The following is a 21,126-nucleotide window of genomic DNA, read 5'->3' as shown; positions in this document are numbered from 1 at the left end:
GGGATTAAGAAATAGGTGGATCTATGCAGCGTTCAGTGAGCGAATTGTTAACCCCACGCAACATTGAAGTTCAGGAATTAGGCAAAACGCGCGCTAAAGTAACGCTTCAACCACTTGAACGTGGTTTTGGTCATACTTTAGGTAACGCGTTGCGCCGTATCCTTTTGTCTTCAATGCCTGGTTGTGCAATTGTTGAAGTTGAAATCGACGGCGTATTGCATGAATACAGCGCAATCGAAGGGGTTAAAGAAGATGTCATAGAAATTCTTCTTAACCTGAAAGGAGTTGCGATCGCTCTACACGGGCAAGATGAAGCAACTCTTACTTTAAGTAAAACAGGTCCTGGTGTCGTAACGGCTGGAGATATCCAGTTGGTTGCTGATGCAGAGATCGCTAACCCTGATCACGTTATTGCTAACTTGGATGACACTGCAGTACTTAATATGCAGATCAAAGTAGCGCGTGGCCGTGGTTATGAGCCTGCTGATGCCCGTATTGCAAGCGACGATGAGACTCGTCCTATCGGCCGTTTGCAACTGGATGCTTCGTTCAGTCCTGTTCGCCGTGTGGCTTACAGTGTTGATAGTGCTCGTGTAGAGCAGCGTACCGACTTAGATAAGTTAGTATTAGATATCGAATCTAATGGTACGATTGACCCTGAAGAAGCCATCCGTCGTGCTGCGACCATTCTTCAACAACAGATAGCCGTTTTTGTCGCTCTTGAAAGCGAAAGCGAAGCGCCTGTTGTGGAAGAAGAGGATGAGATTGATCCAATTTTGCTACGCCCGGTTGATGATCTTGAGTTGACCGTTCGCAGTGCTAACTGTTTAAAAGCAGAGAACATTTATTACATCGGTGATTTGATTCAACGTACTGAGGTTGAGCTTCTTAAGACGCCAAACTTGGGTAAGAAGTCGTTAACTGAAATCAAAGATGTTTTAGCACAGCGTGGTTTGTCTTTGGGAATGCGTCTAGAAAACTGGCCACCAGCTAGCTTAAAAGACGATAGCAAAGTTCTAGCTCGCTAGGTCATTGTTCCCTGACCACCGTAGTTTGGTAAGGAATGTAAAATGCGTCATCGTAAGAGTGGACGTCACTTAAACCGTACTAGCTCTCATCGTAAAGCGATGTTCAAAAATATGGCTGCTTCTTTATTCGAGCACGAAGTTATTAAAACTACGTTGCCGAAAGCCAAAGAACTTCGTCGCGTTGCTGAGCCTTTGATCACATTGGCGAAAGAAGATTCCGTTGCGAATCGTCGCCTTGCCTTTGCTCGTACTCGTAGCAAAGATGCAGTAGGTAAATTGTTCTCTGAACTTGGTCCTCGTTACCAAGCTCGTCCTGGCGGTTATGTTCGCATTTTGAAATGTGGCTTCCGTGCGGGTGACAATGCGCCTATGGCTTATGTTGAATTGGTCGATCGACCAGTTGCAGAAGCCGCTGAGTAATATCAGTTTGTAATAAAAAAACCGGACCTTGTGTCCGGTTTTTTTTGCCTGCTATTTACTTGCAATGGGGTGGGGCTATTTTGATATAAAAAAGTCCAAGAGGGAGTCTTGGACTTTTGGCAAACACCATGTTTTTTATTTCAGCATGGGTTTTAAAAATCGTCCAGTATGCGATCTCTCATTTTGGGCAATGTCCTCTGGCGTTCCTTCAGCAATGATGTAACCGCCGCCACTGCCGCCTTCGGGGCCAAGATCCACTATCCAGTCTGCTGTTTTGATCACATCGAGATTATGTTCAATAACCACAATGGTATTGCCGTGATCTCGTAGACGATGCAGTACTTTAAGTAGCTGTTCAATGTCTGCAAAGTGTAGCCCTGTAGTTGGTTCATCCAAAATGTAGAGGGTTTTTCCGGTATCCCGTTTAGACAGTTCTTTGGCGAGTTTTACTCGTTGTGCTTCCCCACCAGAGAGTGTGGTTGCGGCTTGCCCTAAACGAATATAGCCCAGCCCCACATCGATCAGCGTCTGTAATTTTCTTGCAATCGCTGGAACGGGATCGAAGAACTCTCGGGCATCCTCTATGGTCATTTCTAGGCATTCGTGAATGTTCTTGCCTTTATAGTGAATCTCTAAGGTTTCGCGGTTATAGCGTTTGCCTTTACAGACATCACAGGGTACATAGACATCGGGCAAGAAATGCATCTCTACCTTAATGACGCCGTCACCTTGACAGGCTTCACAACGGCCGCCTTTTACGTTAAAACTAAAGCGTCCTGGTTTGTAGCCGCGAGAACGGGCTTCTTGAGTGGCTGAGAAAAGCTCCCGCATTGGCGTAAAAATACCTGTATAGGTTGCAGGATTTGAACGAGGTGTACGACCGATGGGGCTTTGGTCAATGTCGACACATTTATCGAATAACTCTAACCCTTCGATTTTTTCGTGGGGAGCTGCTTTTAACGTTGTCGCGCCATTTAATGCGGTAGCGGCTAATGGGAATAATGTGCCGTTGATCAAGGTAGACTTACCTGACCCAGACACTCCTGTAATACAAGTCATTACGCCAAACGGAATGGTTAAGTCGACTTTGTTTAAGTTATTGCCCGTTGCGCCAATCAATTTTAGTACTTGATTGTTGACGGCTTCATGGCGTTTTGCTGGTATGTCGATCTTGCGTTGTCCATTTAGGAACTGCCCTGTGACAGACTGGGGGCAATTCATAATGTCTTGTGGTGTACCGCTGACGATAATTTCGCCGCCATGGACACCAGCACCAGGACCAATATCTACCACAAAGTCTGCGACACGGATGGCATCTTCATCATGCTCCACAACAATGACGGTGTTGCCGAGATCCCGTAGTCGCGTCAATGTGGAGATAAGCCGCTCGTTATCACGCTGATGCAAGCCAATAGAAGGCTCATCAAGGATATACATCACGCCAACCAATCCCGCTCCAATTTGGCTAGCGAGTCGGATCCGTTGTGCTTCCCCACCAGAGAGCGAGTCGGCTTTACGATCTAATGTCAGGTATTCAAGGCCAACGTTGACAAGAAACGTCAGACGGTCGCGAATTTCTTTAAGAATCTTCGAGGCAATTTCCCCACGAGCACCTGTTAAGGTGAGGTTTTCAAAGTAGTTTAGGCATTCTGCAATCGGGAATTTTACAATCTCAGGGAGCGTTTCTTCATTGATAAACACATTTCGTGCCGAGCGGTTGAGTCGTGAACCATGGCAGTCAGGGCATGGCTGAGTGGTGATATACTGGGATAAGTCTTCACGAACGCTATCGGACTCGGTTTCATGGTAGCGACGTTGTAGATTGGGCAACACCCCTTCAAAGGCATGAGAACGAATCATTTTGTCGCCACGTTCATTGATGTAAACAAAATCGATTTTGTCTTTGCCCGATCCGTTAAGGATTTTATCCTGATACTGTTTCGGGATGTCTTTGAACTTGGCATCGATATCAAAACCATAGTGTTTTGCTAAGGCGCTTAGCTGCTGGTAATAAAAAATACTGCGGCGTCCCCAACCACGGATAGCACCTTCGGCAAGAGTCAGCGTTTCATCTTGAATAATGCGCTCAGGATCAAAGACTTGATGGGTCCCCAGTCCATCACACGTTTGACAAGCCCCATTCGGGTTGTTGAACGAAAACAGGCGTGGTTCGAGCTCAGTAAGGCTGTAGCCGCAGACAGGACAAGCAAATTTACTGGAAAAAATATGGATGTCTTTTTCATCATCCATATTAATCACTTTGGCGATGCCATCGGATAAGGAAAGACAGGTTTCGAACGACTCAGCAAGACGAAGCTGTAAATCTTTACGAACTTTAAAGCGATCAATGACAACTTCTATAGTATGTTTCTTATTTTTTTCTAAAGTGGGGGCATCGTCTAGATCGACGACGATTCCATCGATGCGAGCGCGAATAAACCCCTTAGATAACAAATCGTTAAGAACGTGAAGGTGCTCGCCTTTGCGATCTTTTACAATCGGCGCAAGCAACATCATTTTAGTTTCTTCAGGAAGGGAGATTATCTTATCGACCATTTGTGATATGGTTTGCGCCTCTAATGGCTCACCATGATCAGGACAGCGTGGTTGGCCTGCCCGAGCAAATAACAATCGTAGGTAATCATAGATTTCTGTGATCGTGCCAACGGTAGAACGCGGGTTGTGAGACGTTGATTTCTGTTCAATGGATATGGCTGGGGAAAGGCCTTCGATATGATCAATATCCGGTTTTTCCATCATGGATAGAAACTGTCTAGCGTAAGTTGACAGTGATTCTACATAGCGACGCTGACCTTCTGCATACAAGGTATCAAAAGCGAGGGAAGATTTTCCTGAGCCGGATAGGCCAGTGATCACCACGAGTTTGTCTCTAGGAATGTCTAGGTCCACATTTTTAAGATTGTGGGTGCGTGCTCCGCGTATGGTGATAGTATCCATGTGTCTCCAATATAGTCTTTGGTCAACAGAAATAAGCTTCGTTGTGAATAGAATAACTGTCTATTTTTACAGTAGTTGAAATAGAGCTTCAACGTTAATTTTTGTAATATTGGCATTTTCCTTTTTCTTAAACCTAAGTTGAGTGGTTGAATCTCCTTATGGATGCACTTGAACGTCGATCTGTCCTTGCCCTAGCGCTTGTTTATCTCTTTAGAATGCTAGGTTTATTTCTCATTATGCCCGTTATCAGCGTGGCGGCCGATGGCCTAAAAGGAGCCGATGCTGCCTTGATTGGTGCTGCGATTGGTATATATGGGTTCACCCAAGCCATATTGCAAATACCAATGGGCATGTGGTCTGACCGAATTGGTCGTAAGCGTGTCATTGTGATTGGTTTGCTGTTGTTCGCATTGGGCAGTTTGATTTGTGCGAATGCAACCAGCATACATGTACTTATCGTTGGTCGTGCTTTGCAAGGCGCTGGGGCGATAGCCAGTACCTTAATGGCTTTATTGAGTGACGTCACTAGAGAGAAAAACCGCACAAAATCCATGGCAATGGTTGGTGTGAGTATTGGTGCTTCTTTTATGATTTCGTTAGTGCTGGGACCATGGGTATTTGATTTAGTCGGTTTGTCTGGCTTGTTTTACTTGTCATTCGGCTTTTCTTTCCTTGGTATTGCATTGATTCTGTTTGTTGTTCCTAACGTTGTCCAGCATACCTTTAAACGCGACACAACGCCCAGTTTAGTGGCGCTTGGACGTGTGATTAAAGATGGAAAGCTGCGCTTCCTTAACATCAGTGTATTATTGCTGCATGCCAGCTTAACAGCGCTGTTCATCACCGTGCCACATTTATTGATTCAGCGCTTTGGTTTGCCGTTGGCAGATCATAGCTGGCTTTACCTTGGAGTAATGGGTTTTGCCTTCGTAGGTATGGTACCATTAGTGATCATCGCTGAGGCAAAAGGCAAAATGAAGGCCGTTGTTTTCAGCGTGGTTTTGATGCTGGGATTGAGTGCTATTTTATTACAATGGGCCCCCTATCTATGGGTTTTTGGTCTACTATTGTGGTGCTACTTTGTTGGTTTTAATACCCTTGAAGCGACCTTACCATCCTTGATTAGTAAGCAAGCTCCTGTTGGTTACCGAGGCACGGCAATGGGCGTGTTTTCGACCCACCAATTTCTCGGCTCTTTTTTAGGGGGAATTGGAGGCGGCTGGATATTGCAGCATTACTCAAACAGTACGTTATTTGATGTAGTCGGCATTGTATTAATGCTATGGACGGTAGTGTGCTTTATGCAGCCAGCCCCACGTCAGTTGAGTAGCATAGCGTTTAGTTTGCCAGAAGGTGAAGATGATACGTTAGATGCATTGGCTGATCAGCTTGCTAAAGTGAAAGGCGTAGAAGACATGCAAATTTTTAAAGATGAGCTGACGGCTTATCTTAAAGTAGATAAAAAGATACTTGATAAAGAGACCCTTAAACGGCTCGCACCTCAAGCCAATATCTAAAGAACATAATGAATAACAGTTGGAGAGCCTCATGGCACGTGGAATTAACAAAGTGATCTTGATCGGAAATGCTGGCAACGATGCCGAAGTCCGTTTTATGCCTTCTGGAGCGGCGGTTGCAAACGTCAACATCGCGACAACCGAGAGCTGGAGAGACCGTCAAACAGGTCAAATGCAAGAACGCACCGAATGGCATCGTGTCGCGTTTATGGATCGTGGTAACTATCGTTTGGGTCAAATCGCAGGCGACTTTATCAAAAAAGGCTCCAAAGTCTATGTAGAAGGCTCTTTGCGTACCCGCGAGTGGGAAAAAGACGGTATTAAGCGCTACACAACCGAAATCGTTGCCAACGAAATGCAATTGTTAGATGGCCGTGGCGATAACATGGGACAACAGTCTGGTGGTTACGACTCTATGCAAGGGGGCCAAGGTAGTTATTCTAATAACGCACCTCAACAAGGTTATGGTCAAGCGCCACAGCAGCCTGCAGCACCGCAACAATCCGCACCACAACATGCTCCTCAGGGCGGTGGTTTTAACCAGCCACCTCAGCAAGGTGGGTATGGTCAAGCACCACAGCAACCTGCGCATCAGCCAGCGGCGCCGCAAGCCCAACCGCAGTCTTTTGGTAGCTGGGGTAATGCTCCTCAACAGGCTCCGTCTCAACCGGCACCGCAACAGCGTGCGCCACAGCAACCTGCTCAGCAGCCAAAGCCGCAACAAGCACCAAATTTTGACGACTTTGACGACGATATTCCGTTTTAGGATTTACCTTAGACTGAAAATGTAAAATATGTTCCTACAGCCCCTTATATCAGGGGCTTTTTTGTATTTATAGTCAATTTTTTAGTGTAAATAATTGGTTGACAAAAATCACTTATAATGTACCTTGCAAAAGTGTCAATATTTAGGGTGCATTATGAATGCTGATTATGGAACAACTACATTTGTTATGGATAGTGGAGAGCGATACTGCTTAGTTATCGATAAAGCTACCGGATTGCCCGTATTCCATCCAAATCTATTCCTCACTACTCAGGTGCGTAATACCAAGTCCAATTCATTTTCTTCTATCTTGTCAGCCGCTAATAGTTTAGTTGCTTTACTCCGTTTCTTGGACAGACGAGGAATTGATCTCGAACAGCGAGTAACTAGCAGAACATTTTTTGAAGTTCATGAGCTGGATGATTTAAGAGATTTCACCCAAAGAAAGTTTTTGTCCAGTTCAGCCGATGACTCAGTACTTTCTATGTTTTCATTAGAGGAGTTGGAAGAAGCTGAGGGTTTTGTTGAGTCCTCCACTCAATATAATCGATTAACAGTAATTGCTAAATATTTGGGGTGGTTTGCAAACCACATCATTTCTAGACCGTCAGTAACGGACTCTAAGCAAATAGATTCGATTGAAACGCAGATTAAATCTAGGCGCCCAACAAGAAAAGGACGTAATAACGATAGTGATCAATCTTTGGACGATATTCAACTTGAAGCTTTGTTCGAGGTCGTCCGCCTTGGAGCTGAACAGAACCCATTTGCACCAGAGATTCAACGTCGGAACAGGCTAATAGTATTATTGCTTTACCATTTAGGGATCAGGGGAGGGGAGTTACTTAGCATCAAAGTCTCAGATATAGATTTTTCCAAGCATCAAATCAAAGTTTTAAGGCGTGCAGATGAAAAAGATGATCCTCGTGGTAATGAGCCAAATGTAAAAACGTTAGAAAGGACATTGCCTATATCGGAAACGCTCAGCAAGGAATTGCATGATTATGTGACAAAAGATCGTCGTAAGGTTCCTAATGCAAAGCGAAATAGCTTTCTTTTTGTGACATATAAATCTGGTCCTACCGTTGGGCGGCCGATCTCGAAGTCTGGATACCATAAAATAATGACAGTTGTAAAAGCTGTTTCTCCAAATTTATATGCTTTGACAGGACATAAGCTCCGGCATACATGGAACCGTAGGTTTTCTGAGCTTATGGACTCAATGGACAATTCCCCAAGTGAAGAAAAACAAGAACAAATTCGTTCTTATTTGATGGGTTGGAAAATAGGTTCGGGATCTGCTGCACATTACAACAAGCGGTTTAGACAAAAGCAGGCTAATGAAGCTGCTTTAGCGCTTCAAGAACAGAGTGGGACACGCTTGCCAAAGGATTTACGTGATGATGAATGAAAAAAAGAAGCAGTTATTAGTCACTAATCATGATCCTAGAAAAAGGATACCAGCCAAGGCAAAGGGTTATGACTTTGATATTAACGACACTACTTGGATTTTGGATAAGAACACCTCAGTAAACTTGTCATGGATTCATGAATACTTTGAAGGCCAGATTCGAGAGGGGTGTTTAAATACTTTAGCCTTTTATGCGATGAACTTTTCAGCAAGCCATACCTTAAACAATGCAGCAAGATTCCAGCATATGCTCCGTGAGACCGGAGCTAATGAAATAACTGATACTATATTGATTAATTACCGCGCATCTTTGACCAAGGCAACAGAATGGTATTTAGGCACTATCAGAGGGTTTTTACGGCGATGGTATCAGCTTGGCTATTTTGGCATTAGCGAAGAAATTATTACGTTGTTCGATGGTTGGACGATTAAAGGTAATCGTAAAGGCGATGCCGTTAAACGAAAAGATCCAACCCAAGGACCACTAACAGATAATGAGTTGCAGGCCTTCAATGAAGGTGTCGTAAAGGTTTATGAGTTAGGCCTGATTAAAACCTCAGATTTAGCTATTTCGCTGGTTATGAGTAACACTGGACGTCGGCCAATACAGATTTCCCATTTAAGACTAGTCGATGTTCTGTGTGGCCAAAATAACAAAGACGAATCTTCCTATGTACTTAATGTTCCCAGAGGTAAACACGGCGAAGGCTTCAGAGCGAAATTTAAACCCTTTGCTATCACCCATGAGCTATGGTCCATTCTGTCTGCTCAAGCCAAAAACGCGGTCACCTTAACGGAAAAACAGTTGGGGTTTCAGTTGCAAGAACATGATCGGCAACAAATCCCATTGTTCCCGGATTACAGGGTATTACTTCAAGTTACCTCTCCAGCCGAATATCGAGCGTTACTGGCAAGTGACAAATTGCATATCTCTGCTGCTGAAGTAACAGACATTCTCCAATTTGCTGGGGAAGAAGCTGGCGTTAAATCAGAGCGTACAGGAGAGAACCTATTTATAAATGCACGCCGCTTTAGGTATACAACAGGCACCAGAGCTGCCCGTGAAGGATTCGGAGAGTTGGTGATTGCAGAACTACTTGATCATCGCGATACACAAAATGCAGGAGTATACGTAAAGAACATACCTGAACATGTTGAACGACTTGATGCTGCGGTAGGTTTTCAACTTGCTCCTTATGCTCAAGCATTCGCGGGAGTATTGGTTGATTCTGAGATGGAAGCCCAGAGAGGTAATGATCCAACAAGTAGGATTCGTACTGGAGTAGGCAAAGGTGTTGGTACATGCGGTGAACATGGTTTTTGTGGCGCTAATGTACCTATCCCCTGTTATACATGTATTCATTTTCAACCTTGGCTAGATGGCCCTCATCAAGAAGTTTATCAAGACCTACTAGATGAGCGTGAACGAGTGAAAGAGATTACTGGCGATATTGAAATTGCGGCAGTCCTAGATAGAAGTATGATTGCTGTTGCTGATGTCATTTTGCGATGTGAAAAGCGTAGAGAAGAACTTCAGAAACAAGGAGAGCTAAGTAATGGCTGATGTATTCCTGTTTAAGCCACGAGCCGAAATTACCGTCGAAGAAAACCTTCGTGCTTTTATCAGTAAATGTCGCGACGAACTTACAGTGTTTGGTTCGGAGTTAGACTGGAATGCTCATGTTTGGTCAAAGTTGGCTGTGTTCTCCAAGCTAGGCATTACCACTCGTAAACCTACATTAGATCAATTGATGGATGATGATTATATTGAATTCGCCAAGGCGTATTTTCGCTATCAACAAGGTCATAAACAGACTGGTACAAAGAATGAGCTAAAAGCACTACGAGCAGTTGAGTCAGCACTCATCCAAGTAAATGGGAATGCTTCTATTTTTGGGTTATCCGTTGATTGTTTGGATGAGGCGCTTGTACTTACTAAACAACACTATTCTGACGGCGCCGCATATCATTGTGGTAGAGAGATTGAACGGTTAGCGGAATTTGTTACAACCTACCATCTAATTGCTGCAAATTTGAGCACATGGAAGAGTTCTATTCCGAGACCCAGATATACAACGAGAACGGGCAAAGAAGCAAAGGTGGCTAGAGATAAAAAATTGCCAAATGAGCTCGCTTTAAATGCGTTGGCAGAGATATTTGCCAATGATCCTGATGACAATCGAGACATATTTACGACAACAGTATTTGCGATGTTAATGTCTGCACCATCAAGGATTACTGAAATTCTTGCATTGCCAGTAGACTGCGAAGTGACAGAGAAGGATCAAAAAGGTGTAGAACGCTATGGCTGGCGCTTTTTTTCTGGGAAAGGCTTCGAAGGTGATATTAAGTGGATTCCCACAGTGATGGTTGAGGTAGCAAAAACCGCAGTCACACGAGCTAAAAAATTATCGTCAGAAGCCAGAGAGCTGGCTGCATGGATAGAAAAGAACCCCGGCAAGTTCTTTAGGCATAAGAATTGTCCAAATGTGTCTGATACTGCCAAATTAACCATGAAGCAAGCTTGTCAGGCTCTAGGACTGGTAAATGATACTCCTAAAAATTGCAGATCAGGTCTTTATGGCAGAGGCTTGGAAGCGAATGACGGCGTTCATACGCTAGACAGCCTGTGGGGGCACGTAAAAGAACGGCTACCTGAAGGCTTTCCTTGGTTTGATCAAGATAAAGGGATTAGGTTCAGCAATGCGTTGTTTGCATTAAATAAAAATCAATTGCATGGGAACCGTGGTTGTTTGCCTGTTGAATTACATAAGCCCACGAATAATTTTTTTAACAACGATATTATTACTAGAGACAGTCTGGGAGATGCCCATCGAAGTATCTTCGACCGTTATGAATACCGTTCTGAAAACGGACAACGCCTAAAAGTGACTTCGCATCAGGCTCGGCACTTATTAAATACTATTGGACAACGTGGCGGCCTTTCAAACCTTGAAATAGCCAAATGGTCAGGACGTGCAGATGTTAAACAGAATCGTACATACAACCACATGACTGAGTATGAGCTGGTAGCTATGGCGGAAAGGATTGATACATCTAAAACGATGTTTGGTCCTGTCGGAGAAGTTGGTAAACACCTGCCTGTTACGGCCCAAGAATTTAACACATTAGAGCAAGCTCCGGCACACGTCACAGAATACGGTTTCTGCATCCATGACTACACAATGAGCCCGTGTGAAAAATATCGTGATTGTATCAATTGTACAGAGCAAGTTTGCATCAAAGGAGATTCATCTAAACTAGAAAGTATGAAGGAGCGTTTAGAAAGAACGGAAGCTCTTCTCATAAAGGCGGAAAAGGATGTTAGTGAAGGCGATGCAGGGGCTGACAGATGGTTTACCTATCACCAAAAAACAGCAACTAGATTACGTGAGTTAGTCTGCATACTCGAAAACCCTGAGATCGAGGAAGGAGCACAGGTAAAATTACGTGGTAATGATTTCAGCCAGTTACGCCGTGTCGTACAGAAAAAAGCGGTGGAATCCATCAGTAGTAATTATCCAAACAACGAAGAAGTTTCAATGTTAGAAGATCTCACGAAAATGCTTGGAGGCGGAATTGGCTAAACATCTCAACAGACAAGATATATCTGCAATAGTTAATCTGATTCGGGGGTGGGAGGAAACGAAACTTACTTGGTCTGCTATTTGTGAAGAAGCTGAACCTTTGATAGGTAAGTTACCTACAAGGCAGTCGCTCAACGCGCATGAAGCCATCACAACCGCTTATCAGGCGAAAAAAGACGCGTTAAAAGGGAAAGCTCCTAAAAAAACTCGTCCGGCTAGCCTAAATGCCGCTGCGTCACGCATTGCAAACCTTGAAGCTGAATTGGCAGAGGTCAAAGAGCAAAACCGCAAATACAAGCAGATGTTTACGATCTGGCAATACAACGCATATAAAAAAGGGATTAAGGAGTCTCAACTTAACATGTCCTTGCCCAAAATTGATCGTGAACGTTCAGACAACGAAAAACGGTGAACTGAATGGCAAACGGGCAGCAAAAAGCACAACAAAATCTTGAAACCTTCCATGCATGGGCAGCGACCCAATCCGACGAGGATTTTACTCAGATAACTTTCAGGGGGCAGCTCAATCGAGGCGAAGTAGCTAAAGCAATTGGCTGTGGTAAATCTGCGTTAACGCAAAATCCGGCACTTAGAGATGCTTTAAAGTTGCTGGAAAATAACTTGAGGGAAAAAGGAGTTCTGCCACCCGAAACCGAAATGGCCAAAGATCGGGATGATAAACCCAGGCAGTATGATAATACTGCTAGCCGCAGAGCTATAGATACCAATCGTCTATCCGTGCTAGAGGCAGAGAATATTGAATTGAAAGCTAAGGTTAAAGAATTGGAGAGTAGATTAGAGCGTTATGGTGAGTTGTCCGAAACGCTCTTTGAAATGGGTTTTATGCCCAGATGACTATCGAGCTATCGGACGAGTACTTCCGCATTACCAGTATCCCATATGTTTCGACTGAGCTTGTGATTTTCAGAGGCGTGCCGTTGATGAGGGAATCGTATAAAAGCCTTAGTGCCAAATACTATGTAACTATCAAAATCCCCCCCGATTTGTTACCAGTTAAGCCCGCAGTCGGTCAACACTGGTCAGTAAAAGGCTCCCGGCAAGTTGAGGATATAGATACAGGTGACTACGTTATACAGCAGCATACCTTTGAGTCACCTAGCTATGTGGAATGTAGTTTGCCGGAAACAGGTGAGCAACTGATAAAATTTATTGCAAAGGAAAGTGATTTCAAAGGTATCGGAGAAAGCAAAGCTAGAGCGCTCTGGGATCTCCTAGGAGAAGATTTCTATAAAGTTATTAGTCAAACGTCGGATAACTCCAAAAAACGCTTAAAAGAGGTTCTCAATGATGATTCAATCAGAGCTTTATTTGAAGGATTTTCGAAGTATAAAAATCTGGCTCACTGCAATTGGATGTCTCAGCTAAAGATCCCATCAAATGTGCAGCAACGTTTACTCAAATACCATGATGACTCATCTGTTGAAGCTATTAAATCCAATCCTTATTTGTTAATTGGCTTCGGTATGCCCTTTCACCACGTTGATAACTTGGCCCTTAAAGGCGATATTGCAGGTGAAATACAGCTTAATGATGAGCGCCGATTAAGTGTGGCACTTGAAATGGCGATTCGGAGTCAAGTAGAGAAAGGTCATACATACGTAGAGCAAAGTGACTTACGCCCAGCGTTAATGAAACTGTTGGGTGATAAAGATCTCGTTACTCAAGCCTTTATGGCTGGCCATCAAAAAGCACAATATATACTGAACCCTAAAACATTTACTTATCACCCTACAGCTCAGCTCCTTATGGAGAATGTGGTTGCTAAAAGGCTTCGCAAGTTGGCCAAAAGGAATGATCTGTATGACGCAGAAGCCGACTTTGCATTTTTATCCGCTCTGAAAGAGCTGCCTTACGACCTTACTGAGAAACAGTCTGATGCAGTTAAGACCTGCTTAGGATCGCTTGTAAGTTGTATTACTGGTGGTGCAGGCACAGGGAAAACGACAGTGCTTAGAACGGCGCTGAGAGCTTTTGAGGAAATGGGTTTTGATATCCATGCAGTCGCATTAAGTGGTAGGGCTGCAATGCGGCTTCATGAGTCGATAAGTCTGCCAACTAAAACGATAGCGGCTTTACTAAGAGAAGAGCCCATTGAGCCGAGAGATGCGTCTTCGAGACTATTATTAGTAATAGATGAAGCGAGCATGATCGATTTGCCTACAATGTACCGATTAGTTAATCAACTGCATCCCACTGTTCGTATCATTTTCTCAGGTGATCCAGATCAACTTCCTCCGATAGGCTGCGGGAAAGTACTTGATGATGTGGTCCATTCAAACTCAATCGCAAATACTAAACTGGATATTGTTAAAAGGCAGGATGGGAGTACAGGTATTCCAGAGTACTCAAAGCTCATCAATGAAGGAACAGTGCCTAGCCGTTTATCAATGGGAAATGTCTACTTTCATGAAGCAGAACGCTCAGAGATAGCGCAAATTTGCTGTGATCTATATGCCCAGTCTCCCGAAAAAAGTAAGGTAATGGCACCTACTAAAGCGTTAGTATCTGAAGTGAACTTATTGATCCAGCATGCGGTTAATAATGAAGCCCCACAGCTTGAGTTTGACATGCATGGTGAGCGGTACTTCTTAAATATGCGCCTTAATGACGCAATTCTCTTTACTCAGAACCAATACGATAAAGGCATTCAGAATGGAAGTTTAGGGGCTTTGACAAGTATTTCCCAGAATGATGATATCTATGGACAAGTAACGCTAGATACAGGGGCAAAAATAGAAGTTAACCAAGCTGTTTTGGACTGTATGGAGCTAGGGTACGCAATTACTTTGCATAAAGCCCAAGGATCTCAGTTTCCAAGGGTGATCATAGCACTACAGAAAGGTAGGATTGTTGATAGAGCTTGGTTGTACACTGCGATTACTAGGGCGGAACTAGAAGTTCATCTGGTAGGCTGCTCATATGAGATGAAGCAGGTTATTGAGATGTCGAGTAGTTCAAGTAGACGTTCTAGCTATCTTAAAACTTTATTAGGTTTAAGTCAGGATTGTTAGTTATCAGCACAGTTAACTATGACTTTCGAGCTAAGAGAAAGCTCCAGATTAAGATTTTTATAGATTCAGTGTTGAGTTCTCATAAGTATTGAAAGCTCTAGCATAATCATATTTTATTAGGTATTTAATAAATCAAGATCAATACTGAGTTCGTATGGATCTAGGTCGTTTTGATCTTGCCACAAACCCTCTAGATAAAGTGTTTTTTTATCCTTATCGATGAGATGAATTATAACAGATGCTGCCTCTGCTTCGGTCTCATTTAGAAACCTAAAACTGGCACTGCCCTTATAACCATCGGTAGCTTTTTTGAGCCTACATCCCCCCTCGAAATTTCCTCTATCTTCATCATGCCCTTTAAAGTCAAACACAATATTGTTTTCTGTAACAGTGCATCGATTTATACGAGCTTTGTATGAGTCGTGTCTTTCAAAACTTAAGTAAAAATCGCCTTTATAAGTTTGGGTGACTGCTTCATTCATGGCTTTTCTACTCCCCAATTGATTATGAGACATTGAAACGGGAAGACTTTGATAAATCGATTAGATTAGTAGGTGCAGTTATTAGCTCATTATGCAAAAGCATTTGACTCGGTGTAATTTTAGCGAAGACAAAACGCCGCTGTAACCCGCTACAAATGGGACCTAAAAACACGGAAAAAATGAAATTCAAACGAAGAAAAAACACATATAAATATCAATCACTTAAGATATTCCATGGTTTATATCTAAATATAAACCATTTCACTGATCAGGAAAACGCAAAGCCTTTAAAAATGGGTTAGCAAGGGAGGTTAAGTTCTGTGTCTTAATGCTTTGGCAGACGCTAAGATTTCTATACACGCAAAGTCATAACAGTGTAAATAAACACTTTATTGTAGATTTTATTCACATAAAAATGCTTTTTTTCACTATAAATATTTTTTCACAATAATGCTATTTTGCACTATAATGTCTGTATTCATAACACAGTAATGGAAATTAGCAATATTATGGAACTCGACAGAAAAAGTAATGCCGCTATCTTGAAGATGATAGGTGAGCGATTCTTACAGGCGCGTCTTAATGAAGGACTAGAGCAACAGGAGCTGGCCGATAAAGCTGGCGTAAATGTCTCAACTGTCCAGAGTTTAGAGGGCGGTAAACGAAGCGTTGGAATGATAAAGGTGTTAGCTGTAATGCGTGCATTAGGCAAGTTGCATGAAATAGAAAACTTTATGCCAGAGCCGCCAGTTAGGTCGGCAGCTTTGCTTACAGCAAGAAATGAAAAGCGTAAGCGTGTATCAAAATCTAAAAGTGAAAAAGAGTCGTTAACGGGTTTCGAGTGGAATAAAAAGATTCAACAATTAAATGGAAATAAGGACAAGTAATGGCAGAAGTGATCGAAAAGGCTGATGTCTATCTGTGGGATACATTAATAGGCTCAGTCACTTGGCAAAGGGGATTGGGGTTCTTTGAGTATTCAAAACACTTTCAGCGTTCAGGTATAGAGTTGTCACCAATTAAAATGCCATTAAGCGACAAGTCTTATTCATTTAGTGGTTTATCAAAAGAAACCTTTAAAGGTTTGCCAGGAATGTTGGCCGATAGTTTGCCGGACAAGTTTGGTAACCGATTAATTGACCAGTGGCTAGAGCGTAATTCTCGCGATCCTGAATCATTCAGTCCAATAGAGCGTCTTTGCTATATCGGCTCTCGTGGTATGGGCGGTTTAGAGTTTAAGCCAACTGTTGGTAAGCTCAAAGAAAGCGTATCTGAGATTCAATTAAGTGAGCTTGTTGATTTGGCGAATGAGGCGCTCCAAGAAAAGACTGAGTTAAATGCGACACTTGATCATGATAGTCAGGATGAAAGACGCGAAACTATTGAGCAAATTATTTTAGTTGGCACATCAGCTGGTGGTGCGCGAGCAAAGGCAGTTATTGCTTGGAATAAAGAAACGAATGTCATAAAAACTGGTCAAGCCCCAGCGGGTGAAGGTTTCGATTACTACTTGTTAAAGTTTGACGGTGTTGATGGTAATAAAGATAAGGAGTTGCTTTCAGATCCGAAAGGTTTTGGTTTACTTGAATACGCTTATTACTTAATGGCCGAAGATGCTGGCGTTAAAATGAATGAATGTCGTTTGTTTAAAGAAAACGGGCGCTCTCACTTTATGACCAAGCGCTTTGACAGGCTTAATGGTGGTGACAAGATTCATATGCAATCGCTGTGTGGTATGGCTCACTATGACTTTAATGTATCTGGTGGTTACTCTTATGAGCAGGCGATAGGCGTTATGCGTGAGCTTGGTTTATCAGCCAAAGAAATTGAACAGTTCTATTTGCGGATGGTTTTCAATGTGGTGTCTGTTAACCAAGATGATCATACAAAGAACATTTCATTTTTAATGGATCAGTCTGGTGTTTGGAAGCTGTCGCCAGCTTACGATATCACTTATAGCAATGGTGCTGGATGGACAAGTAAGCATCAAATGACCATTAATGGTAAAACACGAGATATTCAGTTAGACGATTTATTGGCTGTGGCGCACTTTGCTGACATTAGTAAAGCGAAAGCTAAGAAGATAATAAAGGCTGTGGTGGAGACGGTTTCTAATTGGTCGTATTACGCCAAAAAATCCGGCTTGGTGGACTTTGGCGATATGGATAAACTTGTGGACGAAGTTGGTAAAGCGCATCGCCTGTACTTGAGGGAGGACTTATAATCTTCAATAAGGAGCAAACTGTCAAAAGTACAATGTTTCGCGGAAGAAATTATGATTTATTTATGAGGGCGCTATGCCTGCTTCAAGCTCAAAGCAGACCTTTTGAGCAAATTACGTTGAGTTTGGATATGCTCTATAGGCCATCACATATATTTCGCCTCGGCCTTCATGTATATCCTTGGAGGTGTTATGGAAACCACTGTTTTTAAGAGCAATAGGAGTCAAGCAGTACGCTTGCCTAAAGCTGTCGCTTTCCCTGAAAACGTCAAGCATGTGGAGGTTGTGGCGATAGGTCGTACCCGCATTATTACGCCGAAAGGCGAGTCGTGGGATGACTGGTTTGATGAGCTGGTTGTAAGTGCCGATTTCATGGACAAGCGTGAGCAGCCAGCAGATCAAGTCAGAGGTAATCCTCAGAGGCCATCAATTTCAGGGAAATTCTGTCGCCGCTTAACGAGCTCACGGTCCAGCTCGCCCTCCTCAAACTCAGTTTGAGCTGAGTCAAATTCTTCTATGCTCACTAGCTCGTCACCATGTGCAGTGTGAGGCGCGAGCCCTTCTAGCAACTCTTTCTCAGAGCACCATTTCTTACCCATCATTTCTCTCCCAAATTTCAACAGTTCCATTCAACCGACAACATGAGATGTAAACGTAATTACTCGCCCTTAGCACTATAGCTCCTCGTCTTGGCAGGTGGGGTGCTATCTAATTTTTTGGGCCTCTCTTTAAATTGACAACACCAGAGCGTCATCAAACTCTGGATTTAATTCACCGGGATAACCCCTTGGATTACAAACCACTTGGCACTCGCCTATTTTGTAGCTAGATGAGCTGTGTAGATGGCCATGGAGCCAGTATTTTGGCTGGTGCTTCAGAATGAAATCATCTAAATCTGAGACATACGCAGCAGACAGCGGATCTCCTTTGTACTCTCTGGGTATGGACTTCTCACTTGGCCCATGATGAGTTACCACCACATTCTTTTGACCTTGTAGCGAGCACAGCGTCTGTTCTAACCATTGAATTGACGCCTGATAAGCCATCGCAGTATCGATTGAACGCAGTCTGCTGAATCTAGGGGAAAGACGGATTTTTTTGTAGTCGTTCATTTGCGATTGACAGTTCATTCCCGCGAATTTGGGATCGCCATACAACGCAAAATCTGTCCATAACGTACAACCCAGAAAATTCACATCCTCGATTTGAATAGCATCATTTTCCAGCAGATGGATATTGGTGCCTCGACATTTTTCTCTGAGCGTGTCGATGTGTTTAGGCAATGCCTTTCCATAAAACTCGTGATTTCCCATCACATACACAACCGGTTTGTCGGGTATGTTTTTTAAAATCCAGTCAATCGCTTTATCCTTAACATGGATGTCGCCTGCTAGCACCACCACATCACAATCCGCTGCTTTATAATACAGTTCTTCGAATTCTAGATGAATATCACTGAGCAACTGGATGTTCACTCTTTTCTCCTTTTACTACAGTCGGCCCGATGCTTTTCGCAGCAATCGACCATAACGCTCAAACATTGGATCAATCAAGGATGCAGGTGCCTGCGTATAGAGTGTGGCTGTAGGAATATGACATTCCTCATCTATGCTAACCCTGATGACTTCACCTAACCTGCCTAACTTGAAGAACATCTTATCGAATATCACTTTGAAATACGGTAATAAATTTCTGTATCAAAAAGGTTTGGGGCAAAGAAATCTCATCTACATTCTCATTCTGTTTGCTTACTACAAGTCGTGTGAAAAACCCAATATTGGCTTGCTGTCTGACGAGTTTTTAGAAGACATGAAGCACATGAAAGAGAAGAATCTCGCCGTTGAATTATTAGAGAAGCTTCTTTGGGATGAAGTCAAAGCTCGAATGAAAACGGACAAAGTACAAGAGAAAAAGTACTCAGATCGGATCATGGCAACCCTTCAAAAATACCATAACCGCAGTATTGAAATTGCCCAAGTGATTGAAGAGCTTATTCAATGGGCCAGGGAGATGCAAGCTGACGCTGAGATGATGAAGAAAATGAATCTAACGGCTGATGAAATCGCCTTCTATCGCGCCTTAGTTGCCAATGAAGCCTCTGTCAGAGAATTAGGTGATGATAACTTGCGCAAACTCGCCATTGAACTCACACCAGCTAAGAAAATCTGCAACGGTTGATTGGTCAAAACGAGACAGCGTTCGCGCTCGTATGAGAAACCTAGTACGAAAACTATTACGTCGTTTTAAATATCCGTCAGACAGGTCTGATGAAGCCATTCGCTTAGTGCTAGAACAAGCCGAGGCACTGTCCGACAGCTGGACATAAAATACAAAAGAGCCAAGAGTTCAGGCGTGCTTTTGGCTCTTTTAAGTTAAAAAAGTTTTAACACTTCCCTGTTTAGTCACCTTCAAATTTTGCTACCGAAGACAAAGCGCTTTAAACGCCTAAAATCAACGTTTTAGTAGTACACAGCCGTGTTTTGTCTTCGCTCTAAAAAGTTTGTCTTCGTTTTAATTTCATCAAATCACATTTTTTGAAGAAGGAGTAGGTCTATCTACTCCTATCATATATTAAAAGTTAAATGGTACAACAACGTCATCAAAGCGACTAGAAGACATATTTCCGGAATAGCTCACACCCGAAATATCAGACAAAAGTTCTGGCTCAATGCCCAGCTTACTTGCAAGCATTGAAAAAGTTATACCTAAATGTTCTCTTAAGAGAGTCAGACTTTCTTCAAGAACATGAGGCTGTTCCATTGCAACTTTATCATCAAACTTCTCTTTTTTTGTTTGGCGAGTTTGACTAAACCAAACATTAGCAGTCCTATATTGTTGGGCATTTAAAAAGCCTAAAAAGTGTGCTCGATAAATAATTGCTCTTGCACTCATTTTCCAACGAAGTTTAAGGTTATATACTTCCTTCCAATTAATACCTTTTGAGCTGAGACAGCTTGGGAATTCTCTAGCAAAAGATTTACGAGGAAACAAAAAAGCACTAGCAAATGCATCAGCTTCCCGTTCCGTTTTTTTACAGCCAGTCTCTATTCCATCATGCATTACTAAATGCCCGCATTCATGAGCTAAGTCAAAGCGCATTCTGCAAACACTTTCTTTAGCTGTATTACGAATTATAATTGGGTACTTTCGACTAACGGATAACGCATCAATCTTATCGGACACTCCATTAAAGTAGGTAACAATTGCCCCCTGATTTTCTACAACATTAACCATATTGTCGATTGGAGCATCAGAGCTTAATCCCCAACGCTGACGTGCACCTTCTGCAATTTTTTCTATAATAGGTGCGGTTAGTTCTGGGATTTTATCATTATCAATTAGATTAAAACCGTTTTGAGGTAGCTCTAAATGCTCATGTAATTCAGCAACCAGTTGTTCAAGAATAGTGCTATATGCCTGCACTCGATTTTTTACACTTATAGGCGTTGTCTGTCTTTTACGAAAGTGACATTGTTCGGGCTTCACATCACCAGATAAAGGAATACTAAAGAAATTAGTTGAAACCCGAAGGCTTTCAGCTAAAGCATTTAATATATCTTCAGCTGGAGCCCTTACATCTCCTTCATATTGATGAATACTTTGCCTAGTCACAGCTACAGCATCACCTAATTCTTGAAGAGTGCAGCCTTTAAGTAGGCGAGCTAATCTAAGTCGCTCACCATAAAATTTTATAGACATGTTGT

The 21,126-nt window shown here is 42.8% G+C and carries 18 protein-coding genes and 1 pseudogene; 15 read left to right on the top strand and 4 right to left on the bottom strand.

Features of this window, described 5'->3' with window-relative positions; genetic code table 11:
* Positions 1–23: 23 nt before the first annotated feature.
* Both AC0VYI_RS24120 and rplQ read left to right on the top strand, forming a co-directional pair.
* Positions 24–1,028: a DNA-directed RNA polymerase subunit alpha gene (locus AC0VYI_RS24120; protein WP_067020084.1), complete on the top strand. Its 1,005-nt coding sequence runs from the start codon at positions 24–26 to the stop codon at positions 1,026–1,028.
* A gap of 42 nt (positions 1,029–1,070) precedes the next feature.
* Positions 1,071–1,448, top strand: a complete 378-nt coding sequence (rplQ, locus tag AC0VYI_RS24115) for a 50S ribosomal protein L17 (protein WP_067020081.1) — start codon at positions 1,071–1,073, stop codon at positions 1,446–1,448.
* Between the two features lie 135 nt (positions 1,449–1,583).
* Here the strand turns inward: rplQ and uvrA are convergent, their stop codons facing one another.
* Entirely contained in the window at positions 1,584–4,406 is a 2,823-nt protein-coding gene (gene uvrA / locus AC0VYI_RS24110; RefSeq protein ID WP_199478004.1) for an excinuclease ABC subunit UvrA, read from the bottom strand.
* Between the two features lie 158 nt (positions 4,407–4,564).
* Here uvrA and AC0VYI_RS24105 point away from each other — a divergent pair, with 158 nt between their 5' ends.
* The 8 genes from AC0VYI_RS24105 to AC0VYI_RS24070 all read left to right on the top strand — a co-directional run bounded on the left by AC0VYI_RS24105 (position 4,565) and on the right by AC0VYI_RS24070 (position 14,719).
* A complete protein-coding gene (locus AC0VYI_RS24105; protein WP_199478005.1) occupies positions 4,565–5,923 on the top strand; it encodes an MFS transporter in 1,359 nt (452 codons plus the stop codon).
* A gap of 31 nt (positions 5,924–5,954) precedes the next feature.
* Positions 5,955–6,689, top strand: a complete 735-nt coding sequence (gene ssb / locus AC0VYI_RS24100) for a single-stranded DNA-binding protein (RefSeq protein ID WP_475446134.1) — start codon at positions 5,955–5,957, stop codon at positions 6,687–6,689.
* 154 nt (positions 6,690–6,843) lie between these two features.
* The gene (locus AC0VYI_RS24095; RefSeq protein WP_475446132.1) at positions 6,844–8,100 is read left to right on the top strand and encodes a tyrosine-type recombinase/integrase; all 1,257 of its coding nucleotides are present in this window, start codon (positions 6,844–6,846) and stop codon (positions 8,098–8,100) included.
* On the top strand, positions 8,090–9,664 hold the full coding sequence (locus tag AC0VYI_RS24090) for a site-specific integrase (protein ID WP_475446130.1): 1,575 nt from the start codon (positions 8,090–8,092) through the stop codon (positions 9,662–9,664). The genes AC0VYI_RS24095 and AC0VYI_RS24090 overlap by 11 nt, the downstream gene beginning before the upstream one ends.
* Positions 9,657–11,687, top strand: coding sequence for a hypothetical protein (locus AC0VYI_RS24085; protein WP_475446128.1), 2,031 nt, complete (start codon positions 9,657–9,659; stop codon positions 11,685–11,687). The genes AC0VYI_RS24090 and AC0VYI_RS24085 overlap by 8 nt, the downstream gene beginning before the upstream one ends.
* A complete protein-coding gene (locus AC0VYI_RS24080; protein ID WP_475446126.1) occupies positions 11,680–12,099 on the top strand; it encodes a hypothetical protein in 420 nt (139 codons plus the stop codon). Before AC0VYI_RS24085 ends, AC0VYI_RS24080 begins: the two co-directional genes overlap by 8 nt.
* Before the next feature lie 5 nt (positions 12,100–12,104).
* A complete protein-coding gene (locus AC0VYI_RS24075; protein WP_475446124.1) occupies positions 12,105–12,542 on the top strand; it encodes a VPA1267 family protein in 438 nt (145 codons plus the stop codon).
* Positions 12,539–14,719, top strand: coding sequence for an AAA family ATPase (locus AC0VYI_RS24070; RefSeq protein ID WP_475446123.1), 2,181 nt, complete (start codon positions 12,539–12,541; stop codon positions 14,717–14,719). Before AC0VYI_RS24075 ends, AC0VYI_RS24070 begins: the two co-directional genes overlap by 4 nt.
* A 116-nt stretch (positions 14,720–14,835) precedes the next feature.
* Here the strand turns inward: AC0VYI_RS24070 and AC0VYI_RS24065 are convergent, their stop codons facing one another.
* A complete protein-coding gene (locus tag AC0VYI_RS24065) occupies positions 14,836–15,201 on the bottom strand; it encodes a hypothetical protein (protein ID WP_475446121.1) in 366 nt (121 codons plus the stop codon).
* A 491-nt stretch (positions 15,202–15,692) separates the two neighbouring features.
* Here AC0VYI_RS24065 and AC0VYI_RS24060 point away from each other — a divergent pair, with 491 nt between their 5' ends.
* The 3 genes and pseudogenes from AC0VYI_RS24060 to vapB all read left to right on the top strand — a co-directional run.
* Positions 15,693–16,088 carry a helix-turn-helix domain-containing protein gene (locus AC0VYI_RS24060; RefSeq protein WP_475446119.1) on the top strand — a complete coding sequence of 132 codons (396 nt, stop codon included), beginning with the start codon at positions 15,693–15,695 and terminating at the stop codon, positions 16,086–16,088.
* Complete coding sequence (locus AC0VYI_RS24055; protein ID WP_475446117.1) at positions 16,088–17,425, top strand: type II toxin-antitoxin system HipA family toxin; 1,338 nt, start codon at positions 16,088–16,090, stop codon at positions 17,423–17,425. The genes AC0VYI_RS24060 and AC0VYI_RS24055 overlap by 1 nt, the downstream gene beginning before the upstream one ends.
* 189 nt (positions 17,426–17,614) lie before the next feature.
* Positions 17,615–17,830, top strand: a pseudogene (gene vapB, locus AC0VYI_RS24050) (type II toxin-antitoxin system VapB family antitoxin); the annotation flags it as partial.
* A gap of 320 nt (positions 17,831–18,150) precedes the next feature.
* On the opposite strand, the gene AC0VYI_RS24045 reads toward vapB, so the two are convergent.
* Positions 18,151–18,897, bottom strand: a complete 747-nt coding sequence (locus AC0VYI_RS24045; RefSeq protein WP_475446115.1) for a metallophosphoesterase — start codon at positions 18,895–18,897, stop codon at positions 18,151–18,153.
* Positions 18,898–19,042: 145 nt separating this feature from the next.
* On the opposite strand from AC0VYI_RS24045, the gene AC0VYI_RS24040 reads away from it, so the two are divergent.
* Together AC0VYI_RS24040 and AC0VYI_RS24035 are read left to right on the top strand one after the other, a co-directional pair.
* Positions 19,043–19,600, top strand: coding sequence for a type I restriction enzyme endonuclease domain-containing protein (locus tag AC0VYI_RS24040; RefSeq protein WP_475446113.1), 558 nt, complete (start codon positions 19,043–19,045; stop codon positions 19,598–19,600).
* Positions 19,539–19,748, top strand: a complete 210-nt coding sequence (locus AC0VYI_RS24035) for a type I restriction enzyme endonuclease domain-containing protein (RefSeq protein WP_475446111.1) — start codon at positions 19,539–19,541, stop codon at positions 19,746–19,748. Before AC0VYI_RS24040 ends, AC0VYI_RS24035 begins: the two co-directional genes overlap by 62 nt.
* A 245-nt stretch (positions 19,749–19,993) precedes the next feature.
* On the opposite strand, the gene AC0VYI_RS24030 is transcribed toward AC0VYI_RS24035, so the two are convergent.
* Positions 19,994–21,121, bottom strand: coding sequence for a helix-turn-helix domain-containing protein (locus AC0VYI_RS24030; RefSeq protein WP_475446109.1), 1,128 nt, complete (start codon positions 21,119–21,121; stop codon positions 19,994–19,996).
* Between the last annotated feature and the right edge of the window lie 5 nt (positions 21,122–21,126).

This window comes from Marinomonas sp. 63XJN7_9_ISO-PGPR-S23-217 (genome assembly GCF_056173515.1).
This window is presented reverse-complemented; position numbering and strand designations above follow the sequence as displayed.